Source organism: Mycobacterium sp. 134, assembly GCF_048282715.1.
GTDB lineage: Bacteria > Actinomycetota > Actinomycetes > Mycobacteriales > Mycobacteriaceae > Mycobacterium > Mycobacterium septicum.
In genome coordinates, this window is sequence record NZ_JBLVUN010000008.1 from 2,761,158 (window position 1) to 2,773,660 (window position 12,503).

10 protein-coding genes and 1 pseudogene are annotated in these 12,503 nt (G+C 68.8%); 8 read left to right on the forward strand and 3 right to left on the reverse strand.

What is annotated here, in order from left to right; translation table 11 throughout:
• Positions 1-19: 19 nt before the first annotated feature.
• Entirely contained in the window at positions 20-1,180 is a 1,161-nt protein-coding gene (cobG, locus tag ACNQVK_RS17975; RefSeq protein ID WP_418030578.1) for a precorrin-3B synthase, read from the reverse strand.
• Between the two features lie 382 nt (positions 1,181-1,562).
• Here cobG and cobN point away from each other — a divergent pair, with 382 nt between their 5' ends.
• The 7 genes and pseudogenes from cobN to ACNQVK_RS18010 form a co-directional block, all read left to right on the forward strand.
• Positions 1,563-5,186, forward strand: coding sequence for a cobaltochelatase subunit CobN (gene cobN, locus ACNQVK_RS17980; RefSeq protein WP_418030579.1), 3,624 nt, complete (start codon positions 1,563-1,565; stop codon positions 5,184-5,186).
• Between the two features lie 20 nt (positions 5,187-5,206).
• Positions 5,207-5,590, forward strand: coding sequence for a PPOX class F420-dependent oxidoreductase (locus ACNQVK_RS17985; RefSeq protein ID WP_409550499.1), 384 nt, complete (start codon positions 5,207-5,209; stop codon positions 5,588-5,590).
• Positions 5,591-5,595: 5 nt separating this feature from the next.
• On the forward strand, positions 5,596-6,024 hold the full coding sequence (locus ACNQVK_RS17990; RefSeq protein WP_418030580.1) for a PPOX class F420-dependent oxidoreductase: 429 nt from the start codon (positions 5,596-5,598) through the stop codon (positions 6,022-6,024).
• 6 nt (positions 6,025-6,030) lie between these two features.
• Positions 6,031-6,525, forward strand: a complete 495-nt coding sequence (locus ACNQVK_RS17995; RefSeq protein WP_418030581.1) for an FxsA family protein — start codon at positions 6,031-6,033, stop codon at positions 6,523-6,525.
• 17 nt (positions 6,526-6,542) lie between these two features.
• Positions 6,543-8,138 carry an amidohydrolase gene (locus ACNQVK_RS18000; protein ID WP_418030582.1) on the forward strand — a complete coding sequence of 532 codons (1,596 nt, stop codon included), beginning with the start codon at positions 6,543-6,545 and terminating at the stop codon, positions 8,136-8,138.
• Positions 8,128-10,038, forward strand: coding sequence for an apolipoprotein N-acyltransferase (gene lnt / locus ACNQVK_RS18005; protein ID WP_418030583.1), 1,911 nt, complete (start codon positions 8,128-8,130; stop codon positions 10,036-10,038). Before ACNQVK_RS18000 ends, lnt begins: the two co-directional genes overlap by 11 nt.
• A 63-nt stretch (positions 10,039-10,101) precedes the next feature.
• Positions 10,102-10,836 (forward strand): annotated as a pseudogene (locus tag ACNQVK_RS18010) (polyprenol monophosphomannose synthase); the annotation flags it as partial.
• 81 nt (positions 10,837-10,917) lie between these two features.
• Here the strand turns inward: ACNQVK_RS18010 and rbpA are convergent.
• The gene (rbpA, locus tag ACNQVK_RS18015) at positions 10,918-11,256 is read right to left on the reverse strand and encodes an RNA polymerase-binding protein RbpA (RefSeq protein ID WP_011559900.1); all 339 of its coding nucleotides are present in this window, start codon (positions 11,254-11,256) and stop codon (positions 10,918-10,920) included.
• A gap of 124 nt (positions 11,257-11,380) precedes the next feature.
• On the opposite strand from rbpA, the gene ACNQVK_RS18020 reads away from it, so the two are divergent.
• On the forward strand, positions 11,381-11,722 hold the full coding sequence (locus tag ACNQVK_RS18020) for a hypothetical protein (protein WP_044523993.1): 342 nt from the start codon (positions 11,381-11,383) through the stop codon (positions 11,720-11,722).
• On the opposite strand, the gene ACNQVK_RS18025 is transcribed toward ACNQVK_RS18020, so the two are convergent.
• Entirely contained in the window at positions 11,719-12,435 is a 717-nt protein-coding gene (locus ACNQVK_RS18025) for a hypothetical protein (protein ID WP_418030584.1), read from the reverse strand. The genes ACNQVK_RS18020 and ACNQVK_RS18025 overlap by 4 nt on opposite strands.
• Positions 12,436-12,503: the final 68 nt, after the last annotated feature.

A 12,503-nucleotide genomic window follows, 5' to 3' on the forward strand; every position in this document is an offset into this window, starting at 1 on the left:
CGCATACCTTACGGCGGCCTCAGGTTGATTTGCTCCTCGCGTGCGCGGAACGCTGCCGGTATCCGTCCTCAGTGGCGATCAGGACCTCGGCGGTGGGTGGGCTGCCGCAGGCCCGCTCGCAGCCGACGAAATGCCGGTGGGATTCTCGCCCGGGACCGGCGGACTCGGCCTGGGCGGTCGCGTTGACCGCGTCGGCGGCGTCGGCACGCACATCGGTGGCGGACTTGGCGCACCCGGGGCTGCCGGTACAGGCGCTGACCCGCAGCCACGGCGAGTTCTCGTCGAACACCAGCCCCAGGGGCGCCAGCACGCGCAGGGAGGCGTCCGCGACGCCCTCGGTGACGTCGCACACCAGCACCGAACGCCACGGGGTGATCACCAGCGGAGCCTCGATCGCGGCGAGGAAGTGGGCAGTCCGGGCCTGCAGTACCCCCAGCGGCACGGCCGCTCCCAGCGCCACCCGCTTGTCGCGCTGCTCGATCCAGCCGACCGGCGGCGTCACCGTCGGTGGCCAGGTGGCGCCGGCCGCGGCATCGGCGGTCAGGCCGTCCAACAGTGCCGAATGGTCATCGAGTTCGATTATCCGCCAGGCTTTTCCGCGGATGTCGATGAAACGTCTGGCCGCCGTGATCAAGGTGGTGACCGCGTCACCGGTGTCCAGGCGCACCCCGGTGTCGCGCCCGGCCAGCAGCAGCGCGCAGGTGCCGTCATCACGGGCGTGCACACCGGCATCGGCGTCGATGCCGGATACGTCGCCCCGCCCGTCGTCCAGGCTGAACCAGAACCTGCCGGGTAACCCGGCCAGGGCAGGGTCGGCCTGGATGGCGCGGTCTAGGTCGGTCACCAGGGGGCGGACGTCGATGACGCCGCCGGAGCGTCCGGACAACGGCGAGGCCACGATGTTGCGGGCCCGCTCATGTGTCGGTGACGGAAGCAGGCCGGCGTCGGCCAGCGCCGCGGCGGCCGCGCCGGTGTCGGTCACCGCCCGGATCTGGAGGTTGCCGCGAGAGGTCAGTTCCATTGCCGGAGAGCCGAACTGCTCGGCCACCTCGGCCAGCGCCGTCAATTGGGTCGCGGTGAGCATCCCGCCGGGAAGTCGAATCCGCACCAGGGCACCGTCGGCGGCCTGGTGCACCGTGAGTGCACCGGGGCAGGCGTCCTGGTCGCGGGTCCTGGTCATGTCGCCCGCCATCTTACTTTCAGTGATTGTTGTGACATCGGTCACAGGTTCGGAAACCTGTTCGGTCGCTTACAGATCGGCGTTTTTCGCGGCGTCGGAACGTACCGTTTATGAGGATTCCCGGGACCACCGGTACCGGGAAGTTGAAAACGTTTGACCGAGGCTCTGATGAAAGGAGCGATCCATGCTTGCCTTTGGTGCATTTGCCGCATTCGTCCTGGTGCTCGTCGCGGCCGCAGGCTCGCCGTACCGGCAGTCGTGGCACGACCGCTTCGGCGAGACCCAGCCCTGACCGTTTGCCGATCGCGCCGCACCGGCTGCCCCGATGGGGTAGCCGGTGCGGTACGAATGGGGGGTGTCCCACCCCTCTGAAGTGCCAGCGGTGACCGCTGCCGCTGATGCCGCCGCTCCCACCGTCCTGCTGCTGTCGACCTCGGACACCGACCTGATCACTGCCCGCTCCAGCGGGGCCCGGTATCGCTGGGCCAACCCGTCGCGGCTGGTCACCGGTGAACTCGAGGAGCTTCTCGACGGCGCCGACATCGCGGTGATCCGCATTCTCGGCGGCTACCGGGCCTGGCAGGACGGCATCGACACCGTGGTGGCCAGTGGCCTGCCGACGGTCGTGGTCAGCGGTGAGCAGGCGCCCGACGCCGAATTGATGGGACATTCGACCGCCCCGCAGGGTGCGGCCCTGCAGACCCACATCTACCTCGCTCAGGGCGGTCTGGCGAACCTGGCGAACCTCCACTCGTTCCTGTCCGACACCCTGCTGATGACCGGCTTCGGCTTCGCGGCCCCGGTGACCACCCCGAGCTGGGGGGTCCTGGAGCGCGACGTAGCCGGCACCGAGGGCCCGACCGTCGCGGTGCTCTACTACCGCGCCCAGCAACTGGCCGGAAACACCGGCTACGTCGAGGCGCTCTGCGACGCCGTCGAACACGCCGGCGGCCGCGCGCTGCCGGTGTTCTGCGCATCCCTTCGCACTGCCGAACCCGAACTCCTCGAGCTGCTCGGCACCGCCGATGTGCTCGTCACCACGGTGCTCGCGGCCGGAGGTGCCACCCCGGCAGCCGTCGGCGCCGGCGGTAATGACGACTCGTGGAACGTCGCTCACCTTGCCGCACTGGACATTCCGATCCTGCAGGGGTTGTGCCTGACCAGTTCGAGGTCGGACTGGGCCGACAATGACGACGGCATGTCTCCGTTGGACGTCGCCACCCAGGTCGCCGTTCCCGAGTTCGACGGCCGGATCGTCACGGTGCCGTTCTCCTTCAAGGAGATCGACTCCGAAGGGCTGATCTCGTATGTGGCCGACCCCGAGCGCTGCGCACGGGTGGCGGGCCTGGCCGTGCGCCACGCCCGGCTGCGCGCCATTCCTGCCGCGGAAAAGCGTGTCGCTCTGGTGTTTTCGGCCTATCCCACCAAGCACGCCCGCATCGGCAACGCCGTCGGCCTGGATACCCCGGCCAGTGCGGTGGCACTGCTGCGCACCATGCGCGACGCCGGCTACGACATCGGTGATGCCGCCGCTCCGGGCGACCTCGCCACCATCGTCGACTCAGGCGATGGGGACGCACTGATCCACTCTCTGATCGAACGCGGCGGACAGGACCCGGACTGGCTGACCGACGAGGCGCTGGCCGCCAATCCGATTCGGGTCCCGGCCGAGGACTACCGGGCCTGGTTCGCCACCCTGCCCGCCGAATTGGCCGATGCCGTCGTCGAGCACTGGGGCCCGCCACCGGGTGAGCTCTTCGTCGACCGCAGCCGCGATCCCGAGGGCGAGATCGTCATCGCGGCCATCCAGACCGGCAATGTGGTGCTGATCGTTCAGCCACCCCGCGGCTTCGGAGAGAACCCGGTGGCGATCTACCACGACCCCGACCTGCCGCCCAGCCACCACTACCTGGCCGCCTACCGCTGGCTGGACTCGTCGTTCCCCGGTTCGTTCGGTGCCCACGCCGTGGTGCACCTGGGCAAGCACGGCAACCTGGAATGGCTGCCCGGCAAGACGCTCGGCATGAGCGCGTCATGTGGCACCGATGCTGCCCTCGGCGATCTGCCGCTGATCTACCCGTTCCTGGTCAACGATCCGGGGGAGGGCACCCAGGCCAAGCGCCGGGCGCACGCCACCCTCGTCGATCACCTCATCCCGCCGATGGCGCGCGCCGAAACCTACGGCGACATCGCCAAACTCGAGCAGCTGCTCGACGAGCACGCCAACGTTTCGGCGCTGGACCCGGGCAAGCTGCCCGCCATCCGCCAGCAGATCTGGACGTTGATGCGCGCCGCCAAGATGGACCACGATCTGGGCCTGGAGGACCGCCCGGACGAGGAGTCGTTCGACGACATGCTGCTGCACGTCGACGGCTGGCTGTGCGAGATCAAGGATGTCCAGATCCGCGACGGCCTGCATGTGTTGGGCCAGAAGCCGACCGGCGCAGGCGAACTCGACCTGGTGCTGGCCATCCTGCGGGCCCGGCAGCTGTTCGGCGGCGAGCAGGCCGTGCCCGGGCTGCGTCAGGCGCTCGGCCTCACCGAGGACGGCAGTGACGATCGCGCGGCCGTCGACGCCGCCGAGGCCGGCGCCCGCGAGCTGGTGGCCGCGCTGCAGGAATCCGGTTGGGACGCTTCTGCGGTGGAGAAGATCACCGACAACCCCGAGGTGGCTCGCATCCTGCGGTTCGCCGCCACCGAGGTGGTGCCCCGGCTGGCGGGCACCTCCGGGGAGATCGACCAGGTGCTGCGCGCCCTGGCCGGAGGCTTCATCGCCTCGGGACCGTCCGGATCACCGCTGCGCGGCCTGGTCAACGTGCTGCCCACCGGGCGCAACTTCTACTCGGTGGACCCCAAGGCGGTGCCCTCCCGGCTGGCCTGGGAAACCGGTGTGGCGATGGCCGATTCGCTGCTGGACCGCTACCGCACCGATTACGGCCGCTGGCCGCAGTCGGTGGGCTTGTCGGTCTGGGGCACCTCGGCCATGCGCACCGCCGGTGACGACATCGCCGAAGTGCTGGCCCTGCTGGGAGTGCGGCCGGTGTGGGATGACGCCTCGCGTCGGGTGGTGAACCTGGAGCCGATCGAGCTCGCCGAACTCGGCCGGCCGCGCATCGACGTCACGGTGCGCATCTCCGGGTTCTTCCGTGACGCCTTCCCGCACGTGGTCACCATGCTCGACGATGCGGTGGCATTGGTCGCCGGCCTCGACGAGTCGGCCGAGGACAACTACGTGCGCGCCCACTCCCAGGCCGACCTGGCCGAACATGGCGATCAAAGACGGGCTACCACAAGAATTTTCGGCTCCAAGCCGGGAACCTACGGAGCGGGTCTGCTGCAGCTGATCGACAGCCGCAACTGGCGCGACGACGCCGACCTGGCCGAGGTGTACACGGCATGGGGCGGATTCGCCTACGGCCGCGGACTCGACGGTGCACCCGCTGCCGATGACATGAACCGGGCCTACCGCCGAATCGCGGTGGCGGCCAAGAACACCGACACCCGCGAACACGACATCGCCGACTCCGACGACTATTTCCAGTACCACGGCGGCATGGTCGCCACCGTGCGGGCGCTGACCGGGCAGGCCCCGGCCGCCTACATCGGCGACAACACCCGCCCCGACGCGGTCCGCACCCGCACGCTGTCGGAGGAGACCAATCGCGTCTTCCGTGCCCGGGTGGTCAACCCGCGCTGGATCAACGCGATGCGCAGGCACGGTTACAAGGGCGCGTTCGAGATGGCGGCCACCGTCGACTATCTGTTCGGCTACGACGCCACCGCACACGTGATGGCCGACTGGATGTACGAACGGCTCTCGGCCGAGTACGTGCTCGACGACGAGAACCGCAAGTTCATGTCCGAATCCAACCCGTGGGCGCTGCACGGGATGGCCGAGCGGCTGCTGGAGGCCGCGGGCCGCGGTATGTGGGCCGAGCCCGAGCAGGCCACCCTCGACGGGCTCCGGCAGGTGCTGCTGGAAACCGAAGGCGAGCTGGAAGGGTAGCCAGACAGTAGATTCGTGCCATGGCTCTCACCTTCGCCGATGTCGCCAAGGCCAACTATGTTCTGCTGACCACGTTCACCAAGGACGGCAGGCCCAAACCGACCGCGATCTGGGCCGCGCCGTCACCGGACGGACTGGTGGTCATCACCCAGGAGTCGTCCTGGAAGGTCAAACGGATTCGCAACACCCCGCGGATCACGGTGGCGGCGTGTGACGTGCGCGGCAATCCGAAGAGCGAGGCGGTCGAGGCCGTCGCCGAGATCCTGCCCAAGTCGGCCAACGGTGCCACCTACGACGCGATCGGCAAGCGTTACGGCCTGCTGGGCAAGACGTTCAACGTGTTCTCCAAGCTGCGCGGTGGCATGCAGAACAATGTTTCGCTTCTGCTCAAACCGGTGAATTGAGTCCCATGGCACCGACCTTCGAGGACGTTTACCGCGAGAAGTATCTGCTGCTGACCACCTTCACCAAGGACGGCAAGCCCAAGCCGACCGCGGTGTGGGGAGTACCTGACGGCGACAAGCTGCTGATCATCACCGACGACGGATCGTGGAAGACCAAGCGCATCAACAACACCCCGAGGGTCACCATCCAGAAATGCGGTGTGCTCGGCGCCCCGAAGGGTGATCCGGTGGAGGCGGTGGCCCGCAACCTGCCGAAGTCCGAGACCCGACGGGTGTTCGAGGCCGTCGTCAAGCGGTACTGGAACCACGCCTGGTACTTCGTCCCGCGGGCCCTGTTGCTCGGCGGCATCGACAAAGTGCACAGCGCCATCGAGGTCCGCGCCGTCGACGCCCCGGCACCCGGTCAGGAACCGAACCGCCCGCCCAACCGTTGACCGAGCATGGCTAAACGGCTGTTTCTGATCTATCTCCTCGTCGAGATGGCGGTGATGGTCGCCCTGGTGGCGACCATCGGGTTCGGCTACACCGTGCTGTTGCTGTTGGCCTCGTTCGTGATCGGGCTGGTACTGGCGGGTTCGCAGCTCAACCGGCACATCCGCCGGTTGCGCACGGGCCTGTCCGGTGGCCTGGCCAACCCGCAGAGTGCGGTCTCCGACGGCCTGCTGGTGGCGCTGGGAACCGTACTGGTGGTGATTCCCGGACTGGCCAGCTCGGTCGCCGGCGCGCTGTTGTTGCTGCCACCGACGCGGGCGGCCGCCCGGCCGGTGCTCACGGGGCTGGTCGCCCGGCGGATGCCGATCATCGTCGCGGCGCCCGCCGGTTTCGGTGCACCCACCGGGTCCGCCGGTTATCGACACGGGACAGGCGACTACATTGACGGCGAAGTAATCGACGTCAACGACGTCGATCCGTACCGCCTGCCTCCCAAGGCCTAACAGCCAGTCGAAACAGCTTGACGACACTTCTGATCAACGGGCGCATCCACAGCCCCAGCTACCCCGACGCCACCGCATTCGCCGTGCGCGACGGCGTAGTGGCGTGGCTGGGTACCGACGACGTCGGCCGGTCGCAGTTTCCCGATGCCGAGATCGTCGACCTCGACGGCGGCTTCGTCGCCCCCGCATTCGTCGACAGCCACGTCCACCTGACCGCCACCGGGCTCAACCTGGACGGCCTGGACCTCCGTGGGGCCACCTCGCTGCAGCACTGCCTGCGTCTCGTGGACGAATACGCGCGCCGGCATCCGGACGGCCCGGTGTGGGGACACGGCTGGGACGAGTCGGGCTGGCCCGACCAAACCCCACCGCGCACCGCCGACTTGGACTCTGTGCTTGGGGATCGGCCGGCCTATCTGGCGCGGGTGGACGTGCATTCGGCCGCCGCAACCTCCGCACTGCGCCGGTCGGTGCCCGCGCTGGCCGAGGCCGCGGGGTTCGACCCGCAGCGCCCGCTGAGCGCCGAGGCCCATCACCACGTACGCGCGGCCGCGCGTGAGCAACTGACCCCGCAGCAACGGCACGCCGCCCGGGTCGCGGCGCTCGATCACGCCGCCGGGATGGGCATCGCCGCGGTCCACGAGTGCGCGGGCCCGCAGATCGGCGGTCTGCTCGACTGGCAGGAGCTGCGCGCTCTGGAGCACGGCGTGGAGGTCGTCGGCTATTGGGGTGAGCCGGCCCGGGACGCCGAACATGCCCGCCACCTGATCGCCGAGACCGGGGCCCGCGGCCTGGCCGGAGACCTGTTCGTCGACGGTGCGCTCGGCTCGCGCACCGCATGGCTGCGCGCGCCCTACCGCGACGCACCCGACACCTGCGGCAACTGCTACCTGGACGTCGAGGCCATCACCAGGCACGTGCAGGCCTGCACCGAGGCCGGAATCCCGGCCGGGTTCCATGTGATCGGCGACGCCGCCGTCGCCGCCGTCATCGAGGGCTTCTCCGCTGTCGCCCAGCGACTGGGCGGCCCGGCCGTGGCCCGCTGCGGCCACCGTCTGGAACATCTGGAGATGGTCGACGCCGCGCAGGCCGCCCAACTGGGGGCGTGGGGTGTGATGGCCAGCATGCAGCCCAACTTCGACGCCCTGTGGGGCGGGGACGACGGTATGTATGCCCAGCGTCTCGGGCTTGATCGAGTTCACGGGCTCAACCCGTTCGCGCTGTTAGCATCCGAAGGCGTGCCCCTCGCCTTCGGCTCCGACACCCCGGTCACCAGCATGAACCCCTGGGAAACCGTGCGTGCGGCGGTGTCGCACCAGAGCGCGGGCAGTGCTATTTCGGCTCGTGCCGCATTCGCTGCGGCCACCCGCGGCGGTTGGCGCGCCGGTGGGGTGCGCGACGGCGTCACGGGAACGCTCACCCCTGGGGCCCCGGCCAGCTACGCGGTGTGGGAGGCCGACGACCTGGAGGTCAGCGCACCGGCCAACGCCGTCCAGCGATGGTCCACCGACCCGCGCTCACGGGTGCCCGCTCTGCCGCGGCTGGCCGTCGATGCGGAGTTGCCGCGTTGCCGTCAGACCGTTCACCGGGGTGTCGTCATCCATGGGCAGTGACCGTCCCAGAGACAAATCGGGCCGCCCGCGGCCGGTGAGCGCAGACCGCCCGCGGCCGGTGAGGCCGGGTCCGAACGAGACCACCGAAGTGATCCCCGCCATCGTCGAAGACGAGCTCGCTGAACTCGACGCACTCGACGATGAGGCTTTCGGCGAACTGGATGAGGACGTCACCGGCGATCCGGTTGCCGACATCGATCCCGACGAGGAACCCGAGGAGCGTGGGTATCGCCTGACCGCGGCGGGCACACCCGACCGGTGGTCTGTGGTGGCGGTCTGGGCGTCGCGCTTCGGCCGGGCCGCCGCTGCGCGGTGGGCGCAGTTGAGCGCGTCGGTCGGCGGCGGGCTCGCGTTGTGCCTGAGCTATCCACCGACCGGCTGGTGGTGGGCGGCGTTCGTCGGGTTGGCGTTGATCGGCTGGGTGCTGACGCTGCGCTCCACCACCCGTGCCGGCGGCTTCGGCTACGGCTTCCTGTTCGGCCTGGCGTTCTATGTTCCGTTGCTGCCGTGGATCAGCGGTCTGGTCGGGGCGGTGCCGTGGCTGGCCCTGGCCGCCATGGAAGCGCTGTTCTGCGGGATCTTCGGCCTCGCGGCGGTCGTGGTCAGGCGATTGCCCGGTTGGCCGCTGTGGTTCGCCGCGCTGTGGACCACTCAGGAATGGCTGAAATCCACTGTCCCATTCGGCGGATTCCCTTGGGGTGTCCTCGGATTCGGCCAGACCAACGGACCGCTACTGGCCCTTGCGCGGTGGGGTGGCGCGCCGCTGCTGTCGCTCGCGGTGGCACTCGTCGGCTTCAGCGCCACACTGCTGGCGTACGAGATCGTGCAGTGGTGGCATCACGGACACAAGCCCGGCTTCCCGGCACCCGCGGTCATGCTGCCCGGTCTGAGCATCACCGTGGTGCTGCTGGCCACCGCCGTGCTGTGGCCGCAGGTCCGGCATTCCGGCACCGGCGCCGGCGACGAGCAGACCGTCACCGTGGCCGCCGTGCAGGGCAACGTGCCCCGGCTCGGACTGGAGTTCAACGCCCAGCGCCGCGCGGTGCTCGACAACCACGTGAAAGAGACGCAGCGGCTGGCCGACGACGTGCGCGCGGGCCGGGCTCCGCAGCCGATGTTCGTGGTCTGGCCGGAGAACGCCTCCGACATCGATCCGCTGTCCAATGCCGACGCCGCCGCACAGATCACCGCGGCGGCCGACGCCATCGGCGCGCCGATCCTGGTGGGAACCGTCACCAAGGCCGACGGCTACACCGCGGACAACCCGGTGGCCACCAACACCGTGATCGTCTGGGATCCCGAACACGGGCCCGGCGAGCGTCACGACAAGAAGATCGTGCAGCCGTTCGGCGAGTACCTGCCGTGGCGCGGATTCTTCAAGCACCTGTCGTCCTATGCGGACCGGGCCGGCTACTTCGTGCCGGGCGAGGGCAACGGCGTCGTGCATGCGGCAGGCGTGCCGATCGGGGTGACCACCTGCTGGGAGGTCATCTTCGACCGGGCCGCGCGGGAATCGGTGCTCAGCGGTGCCCAGGTGCTGACAGTGCCCACCAACAACGCGACATTCGACGAGAACATGAGCGCACAGCAGTTGGCGTTCGGCAAACTGCGGGCCGTCGAGCACGACCGGTACCTCGTAGTCGCCGGGACGACCGGCATCAGTGCGGTGATCGCCCCGGACGGACGGGAGCTGGCCCGTACCGAGTTCTTCCAGCCCGCCTACCTGGACAGCCAGATCAGGCTGAAATCCGAGCTGACGCCCGCCACCGAGTGGGGGCCGACTCTGCAAGTGGTGCTGGTCACGATTGGATTTGGGGCGTTGCTGGCCGGAATAATGCACAATGGAGGGTTCGTGCAAAGAATGTTGAGGCGTCGCACCGGCGAAGGCCCGCGACGATGAAGGAGCCACATGACAGTCCCTGGTGACGGAGCGCAGCGGCAGGGGGGATCCAGCCCTCGCCAGGACGGTGAGCGCCCGAGTCAGCGCACTCTGGTGATCATTCCCACCTACAACGAGCGGGAGAACCTGCCGCTGATCGTCGGGCGTGTGCACCACGCCAGCCCAGAGGTGCACATCCTCGTGGTCGACGACGGCAGTCCCGACGGCACCGGCCAGCTGGCCGATGAACTGGCCCTGGCCGACCCCGACCGCGTGCACGTGATGCACCGCACCAGCAAAGCGGGCCTCGGCGCGGCCTACCTGGCCGGCTTCGCCTGGGGGCTGGGCCGCGGGTACTCGGTCCTGGTCGAGATGGACGCCGACGGCAGCCACGCACCCGAGGAGCTGAACCGGCTCCTCGATGCGGTCGACGCCGGGGCCGATCTGGCCATCGGTTCGCGCTATGTCTCCGGCGGCACGGTGCGCAACTGGCCGGTGCGCCGCCTGGTGCTGTCGAAGACCGCCAACACCTACTCCCGGCTCCTGCTGGGCGTCGGCATCCACGACATCACCGCCGGGTACCGCGCCTACCGGCGCGAGGTGTTGGAGAAGATCGACCTGTCCGCGGTCGATTCCAAGGGCTACTGCTTCCAGATCGACCTGACCTGGCGTGCGATCAACAACGGGTTCAAGGTCGTCGAGGTGCCCATCACGTTCACCGAGCGTGAACTCGGCGTCTCCAAGATGAGCGGTTCCAACATCCGCGAGGCGATGTTCAAGGTCGCGGAGTGGGGCATCCGTGGGCGCCTTGACCGCGCCCGGGGTGTGGTGCGCTAGCGCTCCGGATACAAAAAAACCGCGATACGCCCACGAGGGCATATCGCGGTTTTTTTGCGCGGTTCAGCTGCCGCGACGCTTGGTCTTGATCAGGTCGAGACGCTCCTTGAGCAGCTCCTCGAGCTCCTCGACGGAACGACGCTCCAGCAGCATGTCCCAGTGGGTCCGCGGCGGCTTGACCTTTTTGGGCTCCGGCACGTCACCCTCGATCAGGGTGCCCTCGAGCCCGTTGCGGCACAGCCAGGTGCCGGGGATCTCGGCGTCGTCGGCGAACGGGACGTCGAACTCTTCACCGTTGTCGGTGCGGTACCGGGCCACCTGACGCGGCGCCAGGTCATGGTTGCGGTCGGTCTCGTAGCTCACGGCTCCGAGGCGACTGCCTCTCAGGACACGATCAGCCATCGTCAACACTCCTTATTTGGCGTTTTAGTCCGGATGTATCAACGCTGCACGGCGTTGCCAAGTTCCCGACTCGACCATTGATGATACGCGGGTCGAGGCGTCGGGCAGTCTACAGTCGTGACCCATGGCGATCGGTAACCACAGACGCGACCGTCCGCAGCCGTGTCGGTGGTGCGGACGTGAGGTCGCCGATGCGCAGATGGGCCGCCGTCGCCAGTATTGCAGGCAGTCCTGCCGGCAGCGGGCCTACGAACAACGCGCGATGGTGAAAGGCACGTCGCTGGCCCCGGATTCGGTGGTGCTCACCGCCGACGAGGCGGCCCAGCTGTCCGATCGGGTGTACCAGGTCAGGTGTGCGGCCGAGGATGTGGCCATCGCGGTCGACGAGGGTGCCGGGACGGATGAATTGCGGCAGTTGTGTGAGGCCCTGATGGAGGCCGCCAAGGCGGCCGACGGCTGGCGCTAGTCGGGCGGGCAGCTGAGCTGACGGCCGATGCCCACCGGCGGCGGAACCGGCTTCAGACAGCCCAGCGGCTCGACGCCGGAGGAGTTCAGCAGCACCGCGGACTGGTGCGCATAGTTGACGCACACCAAAGAGGTGGCGTCGGCGCGACACCGGTAGTCGCCGAATGCCAATGACTTGCCCTCGGTGAGTTCGGCGCCGTCGCCGTAGCCGAACCGCCCCGGATCTCCGTGCAGTGAGCCGATATCCACGGTTTCCCCGGTGAAATCCACCCAGCCGGGAATCCACTGGCCCTCGACGTCGGCGGGCTTGGACGGCAGGTCGTCGGCCTTGATCAGGCAGGCCAGCTGGCCTTCGACGTTCTTGTCGGTGGCACAGCGAGCGGTGCCCGACGGCACGACGAACGCGACATCATCGCCCAGGCTCGTGGTTTGGCCGTCACGCGTGGCGGTGTGGAAGCCGGACGGTTCGACCGGGGTGCCCGCCTCGACCCACTTGATCACCCGGTTCATCGGGGTCCCGGGGGCAGGCGCCGTGGTGGGCAGCGGCGAGGTCGTCGTCGTGGTGGGCGTGGTGGTCTTGGTGTGTGGGGCGCCGGCCGGCATCGACATCCGGGGCTGCGAGTTCGGCTGCGACTCGTGCCCCCCTCCCGACGAGCAGGCCGCCACGAGGGCCGCCGAAAGCACAGCAGCCCCAACAGTCACAACGGTGCGCATACCCGCAAGGCTAGCGGTCGCGTGTCACGCCCACCGCGTGTCCGCCTACACCGGTGTAGTTCGATACG